Raw genomic sequence first — 14,827 nt, 5'->3', positions numbered from 1 at the left:
GTGGCGACGGCCTTAGCGGCGGCCGACCGATGCCGCAACGCGAGGGAACCGGTGGCGGCGAGCGGGGTTCACGCCGAAACCATAAGAAGGAATCGACGACGATGGCCGACTCTAATGATCGCAACGATTTGGCACCGATGACCAGCAGCGACATCGAGACACCGCCCGTGAACACGTCGTTCCAGCCCGCGGCTCCGCTGAAGGACACGGGCGCGCAGGTCGACGGCGACAAGGGCGCAACGTCGGTTGCCGACAATGCGTCGGCCAAGGTGGCGGAGGCGACCGAGACGGTGAAGCAGGGCGCGTCGGGCTTGCGCGGCCAAGCAGCCGACCGCGCGCGCCTGTTCGCCGAGGACGGCAAGACGAAGGCAACCGACGCGCTCGGCCAGTTGACACAGTTGCTCAACGACGCGGCAGACCAGGTCGACGAGAAGCTCGGTCAGCAATACGGCCAATATGCGCGCAGTGCCGCGGATCAGGTACAGTCGTTCACCAGCACGCTCGACGAAACCAGCGTGGACGAGTTGTTCGATCAGGCACGCGAACTGGTGAAGAAGAGCCCGGGCGTCGCGGTCGGCGTCGCGGCCGCATTCGGCTTCGTCGCAGCGCGGCTCGTTTCGGCGAGCGTCGACCAGCGCGGCGCGTAAGGCGATGACCGAGCCCAGCAATGTCACGCCCATCCGCCGCCTGGCGGACGGCGTACGCGACGAAGCGCCCTCGCCGGGGGTTGCAGGCCTTGTCTCGCAATTGACCGACGACGCCAAGGAAGTGGCGCGCGCCGAGATCGCCTTGCAAAAGGCGAAGGTCGGAGAAGCGGTTGGTCGCTACAAGACCGCCGTGATCTTCTTCGCGGTGGCTGGTGTGCTGGCGCTGGCCGGGCTCATCGCACTGCTGGTCGGCTTGATTGAGACATTGGCGACAAAGGTGGGACCCGGGTTCGCGACGTTGATCGTCGTCGGCCTGGTGTTCGTGACGGCGGGCGTGCTGGCCGTAATCGGCAAGAACCGCCTAACGCCAAAGGTCGCCGCATGACGACGCCGGCCGACGTCGTCGCGGCAGAGGCACGCGCCACCGCGGCGCGTGAACGGCTGAACGGGACTGTGGAGCAGCTCCAGGTTCAGCTGGCACCCAAGAAGCTCGCCCGTGAGGCCGTCGACAGCGCGACCGAGGGCGCGCAGTCCATGGCGCGTGCGTCGATCAAAACCGCAATGCGCAATCCGTCGATTGTCACTGGCGGGGCGGCGCTCTTCATTGTGTTGTTGTGCCGGAAACCGCTGGGTCGCGCGCTCGGGTTGATCAAGCGGCCGCCATCGGCAGCGCAACCAGCGCATCTCAGGCACGTTCGATAATCATATATTCGCTCGTAAAAGGATCACCGACATGACCGACAAGAACAACGGGCACGATGAACATCAGGGTCGCCTTCGCGAAGGCGTCGACAGCGTCGTGACGATCGCGAGCGATGCGGTGGATACGTCGCGCGATAAGGCTCGCGAACTGGCGCACCAGACCGCTCATGTTGCCGAAGCGAATCCGTTGGGGATCGTCGCCGGTGGCATCGCGCTCGGTGCACTGGTTGGTGCGGTGCTGCCCCGCTCGCAGAAGGAGAAGGAACTTCTTGCCCCGGTCGGCAAGCGTTTGGGCGCCACGGCGGTCGCCGCGTTCGCCGCCGCGCGTGAGTCCGGCAAGAGCGAGTTCCAGAACCTCGGGCTGACCAAGGGTGGCGCGAAGGATCAGGTGAAGACGCTGGTTCAGAATATGGCCGGCGCCGCCGCGACGGCGGGCAAAGCGGCTGCGTCCGCCGGCAAGAAAGAGCTGAGCCAGGCAAACGAGCAATCGGCCACGCCCTCGACTGCAGCCTAAGCCTTCACGTTTCCCGCCGATGACGTTAAGGGCGCGCGCATGAGCAAGCTTCACCTAGTCTTCGGCGGGCGCGTGAGCGACCCGCGCACGCTGGAATTCAACGATCTGACGTCGATCGACGTCGTCGGCGTCTTTCCCGATTACGCCAGTGCCGAGAAGGCATGGCGCGGTGCGGCACAGCGCACCGTCGACGACGCCGAGATGAAGTATGTGGTGGTGCATTTGCATCGGCTGCTGGAGCCGACGCTCGGCGGCGAAGTGGCATAAGCATCAAGAAAGTCGGCGAGCGTTTAAGACGCTCGCCGACTTTAGTCATTCACACGTTAGCTTCTGCGTTCGAATCCGCTGAGCTGAAAACAACATACTAGCTGACCACAATCGTCTGCACGGCCACTCAGCGTAGCGCGTATGCAGGCAGGCTTGAGTCAGATAAACTCGATCTTCGACACCAAGTAATACCGGTCGCCCGACGGAACGGTCACTTCCACCTCGTCATCGACACTGCGTCCGATCAGCGCACGGCCCAGCGGTGAGTTGTAGCTGATCCGTCCACCTTTCGCATCGGCCTCCGTCTGGCCGACGATCTGGTAGCGAACGGGCTTGTCGTCCTCGTCCATCAACGTGACCGTCGCGCCGAACACGATCTTGTCGCCCGACAGGTCGCGCGGGTCGATGATCTGCGCGCGGCTGAGCTTGTCCTCGATGTCGGCGATCGACGCCTCGATCTGGCCCTGCCGCTCCTTGGCGGCGTGATATTCGGCATTCTCGGACAGGTCGCCGTGCGCACGCGCTTCCTCGATCGCGTCGACGATCTGCGGGCGTTCGATCTTCAGACGCTTCAAATCCGCATTCAGCTTCTCATAGCCTTCCTGCAGCATCGGCATCTTTTCAACGGTCGCCATGCGTCACTTCCTTCAAACGCCCCCGAGCGGCCTCCCCTGCGAGGCCGCACGCACGATCAAACTATATGTCCGAGGTTCAGTTGTGCGATTGCGAATAATAGGATTGCAGCGGGCGCACTTCAAGCGCGCCGCTTCCCGGCGTCGTTGCACCCGCCGCGGCCTTAGCCGCGATCGCCTTGGCTGCCTCGATGCTGGCCGATGCGGTGGTGAAATACGGAATACGACCGTTAACCGCGCTGGCACGGATCGGCTGCGAGTCCTTCAGGCTTTGCCACCCTTCCGTCGTGTTGAAGATCAACGCGATGCCGCCGTCCTTGATCCGGTCGACGATGTGCGGGCGACCTTGCGCGACCTTGTTGACCAACTCGATCGGTATGCCCGCACGCGACAGATAATCCGCCGTCCCCGTGGTTGCGACGATCGTGAAGCCGGCATCGACCAATTGGCGCGCGGCAGGAACGATCAGCGGCTTGTCGCTGTCCTTGACGCTGACGAACACCGCGCCCGCGCTCGGCAGCACGGTGCCGGCACCCAGCTGCGCCTTGGCAAAGGCGGTGGTGAAGTCACGGTCGATCCCCATCACCTCGCCCGTCGACTTCATCTCCGGGCTGAGCACCGGATCGATGCCGGGGAAGCGATTGAACGGGAACACCGCTTCCTTGACCGCGACATAGTCGATGCTGCGACTAATCGGCGGCAGGTCTCGCAGTTTCTCGCCCGCCATTACCCGCGCGGCGATCTTCGCGATCGGCGCGCCGATCGCCTTGGCGACGAAGGGCACCGTGCGGCTGGCGCGCGGATTGACCTCGATGAGGTACACCTGCCCGTCCTTCACCGCGAACTGAATGTTCATTAGGCCGACCACGTTCAGCCCGCGCGCGAGCGCCTCGGTCTGGCGCTCGATCTCGGCGATGATCTCCGCCGACAGGCTGTAAGGCGGGATCGAGCAGGCGCTGTCACCCGAGTGGACGCCGGCTTCCTCGATGTGCTGGAGCACGCCCGCGACCACCACCTGATCGCCGTCGCAGATCGCGTCGACGTCCACCTCGACCGCGTCGCGCAGATACTGGTCGATCAGGACGGGCGAGTCGCCCGACACCTGCACCGCGGTCTGGATGTAATCGTCGAGCTGCTGGTCGCTGTCGACGATCTCCATCGCGCGGCCGCCGAGCACGTAGCTCGGGCGCATCAGCACGGGATACCCGATGCGGTGCGCGACTGCGATCGCCTCGTCGCGGCTGCGCGCGATGCCGTTCGATGGCTGCAACAGCTTGAGCTTGTTGACGAGCGCGGCGAAGCGCTCGCGGTCCTCGGCAAGGTCGATCGCGTCGGGCGCGGTGCCGAGGATCGGGATACCCGCCGCCTCCAGCGCGCGCGCGAGGTTAAGCGGGGTCTGCCCACCGAACTGGACGATCACGCCGACGAGTTCGCCGCGTGACTGTTCGACGTGGAGGATTTCGAGCACGTCCTCGGCGGTCAGCGGCTCGAAATAGAGTCGGTCAGACGTGTCATAGTCGGTGCTCACCGTCTCCGGGTTGCAATTGACCATGATCGTCTCGAACCCCGCATCCGCCAGCGCGAAGCAGGCGTGGCAGCAGCAGTAATCGAACTCGATCCCCTGCCCGATCCGGTTGGGTCCGCCGCCCAGGATGACGATCTTGCGGCGATCCGACGGCAGAGCCTCGTTCTCGGGCTCGCCGAACGACGGTGCCTCGTAGGTCGAGTACATGTAGGGCGTTTTCGCGTCGAACTCGGCCGCGCAGGTGTCGATACGCTTGAAGACAGGGCGCACGCCGAGCTTGACGCGGTGCGCGCGCACTTCATCCTCGGTGACGCCGCCGGTCATCGCCTTGACCGCCTCGTGGATCAGCCCCGAGCCGCGCGCGATGCCGCGGCTCATGCCGCGCAGATTGGCCGATTGCAGCGCGAGCCAGGCGAGCCGCTTGTCGCTGAACCCCATCGATTTCAGGCGGCGCATGCCGGCCGCGTCGATCGGCAGGCCGTTCTCCATCACCTCGGCCTCGGCGGCGACGATTTCGGCGATGCGTTCGAGGAACCAAGGATCGTACTTTGCGATCGCGTGAACCTCAGCGACGGTAAAGCCTTCACGCAGCGCCTGTGCGGCGACCAGCAGCCGGTCGGGCGAGGCGACAGCGAGCGCCGCCTCGATCTCGGCACGCGGCGCGCCGATCAGGCGATCGACGTGGTTGAACCCTGACAGGCCCGTCTCCAGCCCGCGCAAAGCCTTCTGCATCGATTCGTGGATGTTGCGCCCGATCGCCATCACCTCGCCGACCGACTTCATCGCGGTCGACAGCACGGCTTCCGCGCCCTTGAACTTCTCGAACGCGAAGCGTGGGATCTTGGTGACGACGTAATCGATCGTCGGCTCGAACGACGCGGGCGTGGCGCCGGTGATATCGTTCTCGATCTCGTCGAGCGTGTAGCCGACCGCCAGCTTCGCCGCGACCTTGGCGATCGGGAAGCCGGTTGCCTTCGACGCGAGCGCCGACGAGCGCGAGACGCGCGGGTTCATCTCGATGACGATCAGGCGGCCGTCCTTCGGGTTGACCGCGAATTGGACGTTCGAGCCGCCCGTTTCCACCCCGATCTCGCGCAGCACCGCGATGCTCGCGTTGCGCATGATCTGATATTCCTTGTCGGTCAGCGTCAGCGCGGGCGCGACCGTGATCGAATCGCCGGTGTGCACCCCCATCGGGTCGACGTTCTCGATCGAGCAGATGATGATGCAATTGTCCGCGCGGTCGCGGACCACCTCCATCTCATATTCCTTCCAGCCGAGCAGCGACTCCTCGATCAGCACCTCGGTCGTCGGTGAAGCGTCGAGCCCCTTGCGGACGATGTCGAGGAACTCCTCGCGGTTGTAGGCGACGCCGCCGCCGGTGCCGCCGAGCGTGAAGCTAGGGCGGATGATTGCGGGCAAGCCAACCTTTTCCAGCCCCGCGAGCGCCTCGGCCTCGGTATGCGCGATCGCCGAGCGCGCGCTTTCCAGCCCGATCTTGTCCATTGCGTCGCGGAATTTCAGCCGATCCTCGGCCTTGTCGATCGCGTCGGCGTCAGCACCGATCATCTGCACGCCGAACTTCTCGAACGTGCCGTCGCGGAACAGCGCGAGCGCGGTGTTGAGCGCGGTCTGCCCGCCCATCGTCGGCAGCACCGCGTCGGGGCGCTCCTTCTCGATGATGCGCGCGACGACTTCGGGCGTGATCGGCTCGACGTAGGTCGCACCGTCGCTGCCGACCAGATCGGGATCGGTCATGATCGTCGCCGGGTTCGAATTGACCAAGACGATGCGATAGCCCTCCTCGCGCAGCGCCTTGATCGCCTGCGTGCCCGAATAATCGAACTCGCACGCCTGACCGATGACGATCGGCCCGGCGCCGATGACGAGGATGGTGGAGATGTCGGTGCGTTTAGGCATTATGACTCTTTTTTGAACCCTTGCTCTTTGAACCACTGCCATGATTGCTCCGGCAAAGTTCCAAAGTTTTGTCCTAGCTCAAGCTTACTAATGATAAATGGAGATACACCTTGCAGAAACTTGAATATCGATTGCGCAATTTCTTCTGATGATGAAGACGATGCGATTAGGAACAGCCCGTCAAACGGCTTATTCCAAGATTGTATTTTCTTACTCTCATCAATAAACGCTAGCAGCTGCTGCTGAACATCCTCGATACCATTCCACATGACGGTCATAGAGTAGAGTTGCGGATCACTCATCTTCATTCTCTCGAACATGGGTGACAAGCTTCGCATCTGATGGCGGCAGCTTCAGAGGATCAATGATGATCGTATCCGGCAGACGCGCCACCACCTCTTTCTGAATTCTATAATCCTCAGTTTGCAACCGATCCGGAGCCGTGATCGCAAAGTAGACATATGCCCAGAGGGCGACAGCCAATACAATGCTAGCAACTATGAATAACGCCCAACTCAAGCCAGATGGCCAGACATGTACCGCGCCTGCGATGGCAGTAACGAAGACGCCAAGTGCCAAGGCACCGATCGGAGTCATGATGTTTTTCTTTGGGAAAGGGTCAAGCTTAGGTGACCAAGGCGGCAAGCTCATTTCCCAATAATCCCTACAAACCGCTCGAACAAATAGAGACTATCCTGCGGCCCCGGGCTCGCCTCCGGGTGGTACTGTACCGAGAACGCCGGGCGATCGGTCAGCTCCAGCCCCGCGTTGCTGCCGTCGAACAGCGACACGTGCGTCTCGCGCGCGTTGGCGGGGAGGCTGTCGCGTTCGACCGCGAAGCCGTGGTTCATGCTGGTGATCTCGACCTGCTCGGTAGTGCCGTCAGGGCCGACGCGCTTGACCGGGTGGTTGGCGCCGCGGTGGCCCTGGAACATCTTGGTCGTGCGCGCGCCGACCGCGAGCGCGAGCAATTGGTGGCCGAGGCAAATGCCGAACAGCGGCAGCTGCGTGTCGAGCAACTGCCGGATCACCGGCACCGCATATTCACCGGTCGCGGCGGGGTCACCGGGGCCGTTCGACAGGAAGATGCCGTCGGGTTGCAGCGCCATTACCTGCTCGAACGTGGCGGTCGCGGGTAGCACGCTGACCTTTGCGCCAGCATGGACGAGGTTGCGGAAGATGTTGTGTTTGCTGCCGTAATCGATCGCGACGACGTGCGGGCGCTCATCGTCGCCCTGCGCGCCATAGCCGAAGCCGAGCCGCCACGGCCCGCCCTCACGCGTCTGACCCCAGGCGTAATGCGTCTCGGTCGAGACCGTCTTGGCGAGGTCCATCCCCTCCAGCCCCGGCCACGCACGCGCCATGTCGAGCAGCGCGTCGAGGTCGAACTGGCCCGCGGCCGAATGCGCGACGACGCCGTTGGGCGCGCCGCCGGCGCGGATGCGCCTGGTCAGCGCGCGCGTGTCGATGCCCGACAGGCCGATGCGCGCGTGGCGGCGCATCCAGCCGTCCAAGTTCTCGACCGCGCGGAAGTTCGACGGCGCGGTCACGTCCTCGCGCACGATCATGCCTAGCGCGTGCGGTGCGTCGGCCTCGATGTCGTCAGGATTGGCGCCGACGTTGCCGATGTGCGGAAAGGTGAAGGTGATGATCTGCCCCGCGAACGACGGATCGGTCATGATCTCCTGATAGCCCGTCATGGCGGTGTGGAAGCACACCTCGCCCACCGCCTGCCCTTCCGCGCCGAAGCCGCGACCCCAGACGACCTCACCCGAGGCGAGCACGAGGACGCCGGTGGCGCCGTCTGGTTTTGGCGCGTGCGAAGGCTTGGCGTCGGCCATGATCGGCGGGCACTCCTGGTCAAAGTCTGCGATGTCGCTAAGCCCCGCCCGCTAGTGCCACCGCCCCCGTTCGTCAACCGATCGCGCGTGCCTGCCGTCTCCAACCCCCTCGCCTAGCGAGCCGTCGCGCGCTATCGCGAGTGCATGATCAGAGACGACATCAAGCAAGCCCAGATCGCCGCCATGAAGTCGGGCGACAAGGAAGCCCGCGCCGCAATCGGCCTCATCCAGGCGGCGGTGAAGAACCGCGACATCGAGGCGCGCACCGGCAACGCGCCCGAACCTGGCACCCCCGGCGACGATGCATTGGTGGTCGAGGTGCTGCAGAAGATGGTGAAGCAGCGCCGCGAGTCGATCGACATGTACCGCAAGGGCGGGCGCGAGGAGCTGGCGGCGAGCGAAGAGGCCGAGGTCGCGGTGATCGAGCGCTTCCTGCCGCAGCAGATGAGCGAGGACGAGACGCGCGCGGCAATCGAGACGATCAAGGCCGAGCTGGGCGCGGGCGGCATGAAGGACATGGGCCGCGTGATGGCCGAGCTGAAGGCGCGCCACGCCGCCAACCTCGACATGAGCAAGGCAAGCGGGCTGGTGAAGGCGGCGCTGGCGGGATGATGCGTGCTCGGGCGGGCGCGAGCGCGTCCGCTCAGTCGACCCATTCGGCTCGGGGGATGCCCTGTGCCCACAACAATGCGGTCAGATCGTTGTGGTCGATCCGCGCAATCGCCGCCGCCGCGACGATCGGCTTGGCGTGGTAGGCGACGCCCAGCCCGGCGACTTCGATCATCGACAGGTCGTTGGCGCCGTCGCCGACCGCGAGCGTCGCGGTGTCGGGAAGGTCGAGCGCGGCGCGATACTCGAGCAGCGTCGCCTTCTTGGTCGCGGCGCCGACGATCGGGCGCGCGACGGTGCCAGTCAGGTGGCCGTCCGCGATCTCCAGCACATTGGCGATGGCGCGATCGAAGCCGATCTCGGCGGCGACCGGCTCGGCGAAGCGGGTGAAACCGCCCGACACCAGCACCGCCATGCCCCCTCGCGCACGTATTGTTCGCACCAGCGCCCGCGCGCCGGGCATCAGCGTGACCCGCTCGGCACGGCAGCGGTCGATCGCCGCCTCGTCCAACCCGCGCAGCAACGCGACGCGCGCGTCCAGCGCCGCCTCGAAATCGAGCTCGCCACGCATCGCGCGCTCGGTGATATCAGCGATCTGCGGCTTGAGCCCGGCATAATCGGCGAGCTCGTCGATGCACTCGACCGTGATCATGGTCGAGTCCATGTCGGCGACGAGCAGTTGCTTGGCACGACCCTCGGCCGGCTGCACGACCACGTCGATGCGGTGGAACGCGTTCTCCAGCGCTTCGCGGGCAGCGTCGGGCGACGAACCAAAGGTAAGGTCAGCCGCGTCCCCCTCGTCGATCCAGGCGAGCGTCATCGGCGTGCAGTCCGCCGCCGCCAACCGCTCGCGCGCGTCCGCCAGCGTGTTGGGGGTCAGCCGCCCCGCTGCTATCAGCGTTGCCGTGAACATCGTGTCGCCCCCTAATCTGCGCCCAAGTCCGCACCCGAGTGTCGCGCTCATCGCAGGGCCGACCGCGAGCGGCAAGAGCGCGCTGGCGATCGAGCTGGCGGAGGCGATCGGCGGTACCGTGATCAACGCCGACGCGAGTCAGGTCTACCGCGACCTGTGCGTGCTGAGCGCGCGACCCTCGATCCAAGACGAGGCGCGCGTGCCGCACCGGCTATTCGGCTACGTCGACGGGGCGGAGGCATGCTCGGCCGCACGCTGGGCCAGCGATGCGGCAAAGGCGATCGACGCGGTGCATGCGCAAGGCGGCGTTCCGGTGCTGGTCGGCGGAACGGGGCTATACCTGCGCACGCTCCTCGACGGCATCGCGCCGGTGCCCGACATCGACGCGGACATCCGCGCCGCGGTACGCGTGCTACCGGTGGCCGACGCGCACGCGGCGCTCATACGCGAGGACCCGGCCGCTGCCGCTCGGCTCGCGCCCGCGGACACGATACGAGTGGCGCGCGCGCTGGAGGTGGTGCGCTCGACGGGCAAGCCCTTGACGCATTGGCAGGAGCAGCGCGCCGGCGGGATCGGCGACCGTGTTGCGCTCTCGGCCGCAGTGCTGCTGCCCGACCGCGAGGACCTGTTCGCCCGCTGCGATCGCCGGCTGGAGGCGATGTTCGAGGAAGGAGCGGTGGAGGAAGTCGCCGCCCTGCTGACCCGCGACGACGTGTCTGTCGACGCCCCCGTTCGGCGCGCGATCGGGGTGCCCGAGATTGCCGCCATGCTGGCGGGCACGATCAGCCGCAACGACGCCATCACACGCGCGCAGCTTGCTACGCGACAGTACGCCAAGCGCCAATACACTTGGTTTCGTAACCAGCCGCCACCCAAATGGCGCCGCATCAGCATGCCTCATCCGCAATTTTATTTCATGTAGTCTGGTTGACGCGCAACTTTACATAGCCTAGCGCGCCGCCACTCAGCGGGCTGCGTCCCGCACCAGCACGGGAGTTGAGTTGTGGTTGAGCGAAGCGGAGCGGACATCCTGGTCGAGGCGCTGGTCGATCTCGGCGTGGAGGTCGTGTTCGGCTATCCCGGTGGCGCGGTTCTGCCGATCTACGACGCGCTCTTTCGTTCGCAGAAGATTAAGCACATCCTCGTCCGCCACGAACAGGCCGCGACGCACGCGGCGGAAGGCTATGCGCGCTCGACCGGCAAACCCGGTGTCGTGCTCGTCACCTCCGGACCGGGCGCCACGAACGCGATCACCGGCATCACCGACGCGATGCTCGACTCGATTCCGATGGTCGTCATCACCGGTCAGGTCCCGACGCACCTGATCGGATCGGACGCATTCCAGGAGGCCGACACCGTTGGCATCACGCGCCACTGCACCAAGCACAATTACCTGGTGAAGGACCCCGCGATCCTGGGCGCGACGATCCACGAGGCGTTCCACATCGCCACTTCGGGGCGGCCGGGTCCGGTCGTGATCGACATCCCCAAGGACGTGCAGGTCGCGACCGCGGCGTACAGCAAGCCCGGCCCGATCCAGCACAAGACCTATCGCCCCGCGCTCAAGGCTGACCGGACGGCGATCGAGCAGGCGGTCGACATGATGGCAGCGGCCGAACGACCGGTGCTCTACACCGGCGGCGGCGTCATCAACTCAGGGCCAGCGGCGGCGCAGTTGCTGGTCGAGTTGGCGCGGATCACCGGTGCGCCGGTCACCTCGACGCTGATGGGGCTGGGTGCATATCCCGCCTCGTCGCCGCAGTTCCTGGGGATGCTCGGGATGCACGGCACGTTCGAGGCGAACTGGGCGATGAACCAGGCCGACCTGATCGTGAACATCGGCGCGCGATTCGACGACCGGGTTACGGGTCGGCTCGACGCCTTCGCGCCCAACAGCCGCAAGATCCACGTCGACATCGACCGGTCGAGCATCAACAAGACGGTGCGGATCGATCTGCCCATCGTCGCCGACGCCGGGCGCGCGATGGAGGACATGATCCGCGTGTGGAAATCGCGGCAATACGCCAAGCCCGATCTGTCGGCGTGGTGGGCACGAATTGCCGAGTGGCGCGCGAAGGATTGCCTCGCCTTTCCCGAAGACGAGCCGAACGGCTTCCACGGTGAGATCATGCCGCAGCGCGCGGTGCGGGCGTTATGGGAGGCGACGCACCAGCGCCAGCCGATCATCACCACCGAGGTCGGCCAGCATCAGATGTGGGCGGCGCAATATTTCGGGTTTGAGTTACCCAACAAGTGGCTGACCAGCGGCGGGCTCGGCACAATGGGTTACGGCCTGCCCGCTGCGATCGGCGCACAACTGGGCAACCCCAACGCGCTCGTCATCGACATCGCGGGCGAGGCATCGATCCAGATGAACATTCAGGAGCTCGCCACCGCGACGCAGTACCGGCTGCCCATCAAGGTCTTCATCCTCAACAACGAATATATGGGGATGGTGCGCCAGTGGCAGGAGCTGACCTACGAGAGCCGCTACTCGGAGAGCTATTCCGATTCGCTGCCCGACTTCGTGCGGTTGGCGGAAGCCTATGGCTGGAAGGGTATCCGTATCGAACGCCCCGATCAGCTCGACGCCGGGATCGCCGACATGCTCGCCTATGACGGGCCGGTGATGGTCGACTGCCGCGTGGCGAAGCTCGCCAATTGCTTCCCGATGATTCCCTCGGGCGCGGCGCACACCGACATGATCCTGCAGGCGAACGAGGTATCGGGCACGATGGACGACGAGGCACGCGCGCTCGTCTGATTTCCTGCCCTCAACGATTGCCTCCGCCCTGGCCGGGCGCGCAGAAGGACCATCATGCATATTCGTGAGGAAAAGGCCGAGCGGCACACGCTGGCGGTCATCGTCGACAACGAACCCGGCATCCTGGCGCGCATCGCCGGGCTGTTCACCGCGCGCGGCTACAATATCGAGAGCCTGACCGTTAGCGAGGTGACGGCCGACAAGGCGGTCAGCCGCATCACGATCGTCACCAGCGCGTCCCCGGCGACGCTGGAACAGATCGTCGCGCAGCTCGACCGGCTGGTGCCGGTCCACCGCGTCCACGACCTGACCGCCGAGGGCCCGCACGTCGAGCGCGAATTGGCGCTGGTCAAGGTACGCGGCACCGGCGACCACCGGATCGAGGCATTGCGCCTCGCCGACGTCTACCGCGCGCGCGTCGTCGACGCGACCACCTCGTCGTTCGTGTTCGAGGTCACAGGCGGCATCGAGAAGATCGACAAGTTCGTCGAGCTGATGGCGGAGGTTGGCCTGATCGAGGTGGCGCGCACCGGGGTGGTCGCGATCTCACGCGGTAAGGACGCCGCCTGACACTTTCGCGGCGCCTCGATCCGGCGCTGCTTTCCACGATCAAAGGGAGCTTACCATGCGTGTCTATTACGACCAGGACGCCGACCTGAACCTCGTCACGGGCAAGAAGATCGCGATTGTCGGCTACGGCAGCCAGGGCCACGCGCACGCGCAGAACCTGCGCGATTCGGGTGTCAAGGATGTCGCGATCGCACTGCGCGAGGGCTCGTCGACTGCGAAGAAGGCCGAGGACGCCGGCTTCACCGTGATGAGCAACAAGGAGGCCGCGGCCTGGGCCGACCTCGTCATGATCCTCGCGCCCGACGAGCATCAGGCCGGCATCTGGGAGAACGATCTGAAGGGCAACATGCGCGCGGGCTCGGCGATTGCGTTCGCGCACGGGCTGAACGTGCATTTCGGGCTGATCGAGGCACCCGCCAACATCGACGTCATCATGATCGCGCCGAAGGGCCCGGGCCACACCGTGCGCTCCGAATATGTCCGCGGCGGCGGCGTGCCGTGCCTGATCGCGGTCGAGCAGGACGCGAGCGGCAACGCGCATGATCTCGCACTCGCCTACGCCAGCGCGGTCGGCGGCGGACGCTCGGGCATCATCGAGACGAACTTCAAGGAAGAATGCGAGACCGACCTGTTCGGCGAGCAGGCGGTGCTGTGCGGCGGCATTACCCACCTGATCCAGGCGGGGTTCGAGACGCTGGTCGAGGCGGGCTACGCGCCCGAGATGGCCTATTTCGAGTGCCTGCACGAAACCAAGCTGATCGTCGACCTGCTGTACGAGGGCGGGATCGCCAACATGCGCTACTCGATTTCGAACACCGCCGAGTATGGCGACATCACGACGGGTCCGCGCATCATCACCGACGAGACCAAGGCAGAGATGAAGCGCGTGCTAGCCGACATTCAGGCGGGCCGCTTCGTCAAGAACTTCGTGCTCGATAACCGTGCGGGGCAGCCCGAGCTCAAGGCCGCGCGCAAGGCCGCGGCCGCGCACCCGATCGAGAAGGTTGGTGCAGAGCTGCGCGCGATGATGCCGTGGATCGGTGCCAACAAGCTGGTCGACAAGGCCAGGAACTGACGGTCACGAAAACGCGCCCCGGCCCGGTTGCCGCGGCGCGTACGTGCGCGTAGGGGCGGCTCGTCATGAGTGCGGCGTCGTACCGGTCATTGTCGTACGACGCGCGCGCCTCGCGCGGCGGACGCGCGGCGTCCTGGGCGATGGCGCTCGGCATCGCGGCGGCGATCATTCTCGCGCTGCTCGGGATGGGTGGTTACCAGCGACATGAACCGGGCGACGGGCGGCGGCTGTCGACCTTCAACGTGACCCCACTTGGATCTTCAGAGACGAGCAAGCGATCGGTGCAGCGCACGCGCGCGGCTTCACCGACCGCTGCCACGCCGGAGCCGCGTCCGGTGACAGAGCCGCGCGAAGCGCCGGTCGTGCCGCCGCCGCCGGTCACGCTTCATCTGCCCGGCGTCATCATGCTGAGCCAATCGGACTATGCCGCCTCGAACATCGGCAAGATTAAGGGCACCGCGGGAACGGGCGACGGCACGCAGACCGCCTCGGCGGGCGAAGCGGGCGGCGATCCGAGCATCGGCACGGGTCCGGGTGGCGAGCCGATGTACGCCGCCGAATGGTATCGCAAGCCGACCCGCGCGGAGATGTCGACCTACCTGCCCGCCGGCAAGCTCGGCTGGGGCGTGGTCGCGTGCCGCACGATCGCGCGCTACCACGTCGAGGATTGCCGCGAGTTGGGTGAGACGCCGGGCTCGCGCATCGCCGGCGCGGTGCGTCAGGCGGCGTGGCAGTTCCTGATTCGCCCGCCACGCAAAGGCGGCCAGCCGATGCTCGGCGTGTGGGTTCGGATCAGATACGACATTCTGCCGCAGGGCTCGAAAGAGCTCGACGACGACTGAGGGCGA

The 14,827-nt window shown here is 65.6% G+C and carries 17 protein-coding genes; 11 read left to right on the top strand and 6 right to left on the bottom strand.

Going from position 1 to position 14,827, the window contains the following annotated elements:
* Nucleotides 1-101 precede the first annotated feature (101 nt).
* From HRV97_RS03965 to HRV97_RS03945, 5 genes are read left to right on the top strand one after another with little or no spacing between them, the layout of a single operon-like run.
* The gene (locus tag HRV97_RS03965; RefSeq protein ID WP_174192346.1) at nucleotides 102-647 is read left to right on the top strand and encodes a hypothetical protein; all 546 of its coding nucleotides are present in this window, start codon (nucleotides 102-104) and stop codon (nucleotides 645-647) included.
* A 4-nt stretch (nucleotides 648-651) separates the two neighbouring features.
* Nucleotides 652-1,032 (top strand): phage holin family protein, encoded by a 381-nt coding sequence (locus tag HRV97_RS03960; protein WP_174192345.1) that lies wholly within the window; start codon nucleotides 652-654, stop codon nucleotides 1,030-1,032.
* Nucleotides 1,029-1,349 (top strand): DUF3618 domain-containing protein, encoded by a 321-nt coding sequence (locus HRV97_RS03955; RefSeq protein WP_174192344.1) that lies wholly within the window; start codon nucleotides 1,029-1,031, stop codon nucleotides 1,347-1,349. Before HRV97_RS03960 ends, HRV97_RS03955 begins: the two co-directional genes overlap by 4 nt.
* Before the next feature lie 31 nt (nucleotides 1,350-1,380).
* The gene (locus tag HRV97_RS03950) at nucleotides 1,381-1,863 is read left to right on the top strand and encodes a hypothetical protein (protein WP_174192343.1); all 483 of its coding nucleotides are present in this window, start codon (nucleotides 1,381-1,383) and stop codon (nucleotides 1,861-1,863) included.
* A gap of 39 nt (nucleotides 1,864-1,902) precedes the next feature.
* A complete protein-coding gene (locus HRV97_RS03945; RefSeq protein WP_174192342.1) occupies nucleotides 1,903-2,130 on the top strand; it encodes a DUF4170 domain-containing protein in 228 nt (75 codons plus the stop codon).
* A gap of 158 nt (nucleotides 2,131-2,288) precedes the next feature.
* Here the strand turns inward: HRV97_RS03945 and greA are convergent, their stop codons facing one another.
* From greA to carA, 5 genes are all read right to left on the bottom strand, one after another.
* A complete protein-coding gene (gene greA / locus HRV97_RS03940; RefSeq protein WP_174192341.1) occupies nucleotides 2,289-2,765 on the bottom strand; it encodes a transcription elongation factor GreA in 477 nt (158 codons plus the stop codon).
* Nucleotides 2,766-2,841: 76 nt separating this feature from the next.
* Complete coding sequence (carB, locus tag HRV97_RS03935) at nucleotides 2,842-6,207, bottom strand: carbamoyl-phosphate synthase large subunit (protein ID WP_174192340.1); 3,366 nt, start codon at nucleotides 6,205-6,207, stop codon at nucleotides 2,842-2,844.
* On the bottom strand, nucleotides 6,207-6,515 hold the full coding sequence (locus HRV97_RS03930) for a hypothetical protein (protein ID WP_174192339.1): 309 nt from the start codon (nucleotides 6,513-6,515) through the stop codon (nucleotides 6,207-6,209). Before HRV97_RS03930 ends, carB begins: the two co-directional genes overlap by 1 nt.
* Entirely contained in the window at nucleotides 6,502-6,804 is a 303-nt protein-coding gene (locus HRV97_RS03925; protein WP_174192338.1) for a hypothetical protein, read from the bottom strand. Before HRV97_RS03925 ends, HRV97_RS03930 begins: the two co-directional genes overlap by 14 nt.
* A gap of 50 nt (nucleotides 6,805-6,854) precedes the next feature.
* A complete protein-coding gene (gene carA, locus HRV97_RS03920) occupies nucleotides 6,855-8,048 on the bottom strand; it encodes a glutamine-hydrolyzing carbamoyl-phosphate synthase small subunit (RefSeq protein ID WP_174192337.1) in 1,194 nt (397 codons plus the stop codon).
* A gap of 144 nt (nucleotides 8,049-8,192) precedes the next feature.
* Here carA and HRV97_RS03915 point away from each other — a divergent pair, with 144 nt between their 5' ends.
* Nucleotides 8,193-8,660: a GatB/YqeY domain-containing protein gene (locus HRV97_RS03915; protein ID WP_174192336.1), complete on the top strand. Its 468-nt coding sequence runs from the start codon at nucleotides 8,193-8,195 to the stop codon at nucleotides 8,658-8,660.
* A gap of 31 nt (nucleotides 8,661-8,691) precedes the next feature.
* On the opposite strand, the gene serB is transcribed toward HRV97_RS03915, so the two are convergent.
* The gene (serB, locus tag HRV97_RS03910) at nucleotides 8,692-9,570 is read right to left on the bottom strand and encodes a phosphoserine phosphatase SerB (RefSeq protein ID WP_174192335.1); all 879 of its coding nucleotides are present in this window, start codon (nucleotides 9,568-9,570) and stop codon (nucleotides 8,692-8,694) included.
* On the opposite strand from serB, the gene miaA reads away from it, so the two are divergent.
* The 5 genes from miaA (at nucleotide 9,569) to HRV97_RS03885 (ending at nucleotide 14,821) form a co-directional block, all read left to right on the top strand.
* A complete protein-coding gene (gene miaA, locus HRV97_RS03905) occupies nucleotides 9,569-10,492 on the top strand; it encodes a tRNA (adenosine(37)-N6)-dimethylallyltransferase MiaA (protein WP_343044439.1) in 924 nt (307 codons plus the stop codon). The two genes, serB and miaA, sit on opposite strands and share 2 nt — an antisense overlap.
* An 81-nt stretch (nucleotides 10,493-10,573) precedes the next feature.
* Nucleotides 10,574-12,334, top strand: coding sequence for an acetolactate synthase 3 large subunit (locus HRV97_RS03900; RefSeq protein ID WP_174192334.1), 1,761 nt, complete (start codon nucleotides 10,574-10,576; stop codon nucleotides 12,332-12,334).
* A gap of 54 nt (nucleotides 12,335-12,388) precedes the next feature.
* A complete protein-coding gene (ilvN, locus tag HRV97_RS03895) occupies nucleotides 12,389-12,904 on the top strand; it encodes an acetolactate synthase small subunit (RefSeq protein WP_174192333.1) in 516 nt (171 codons plus the stop codon).
* A gap of 55 nt (nucleotides 12,905-12,959) precedes the next feature.
* Nucleotides 12,960-13,979 carry a ketol-acid reductoisomerase gene (ilvC, locus tag HRV97_RS03890; protein WP_174192332.1) on the top strand — a complete coding sequence of 340 codons (1,020 nt, stop codon included), beginning with the start codon at nucleotides 12,960-12,962 and terminating at the stop codon, nucleotides 13,977-13,979.
* Between the two features lie 65 nt (nucleotides 13,980-14,044).
* Entirely contained in the window at nucleotides 14,045-14,821 is a 777-nt protein-coding gene (locus HRV97_RS03885) for a hypothetical protein (protein WP_246248499.1), read from the top strand.
* Nucleotides 14,822-14,827: the final 6 nt, after the last annotated feature.

Source organism: Sphingomonas hominis (assembly GCF_013328205.1).
GTDB classification, from domain to species: Bacteria; Pseudomonadota; Alphaproteobacteria; order Sphingomonadales; family Sphingomonadaceae; genus Sphingomonas; species Sphingomonas hominis.
The sequence above is the reverse complement of the archived record's forward strand: the minus strand, read 5'-3'. Positions and strand labels throughout refer to the sequence as shown.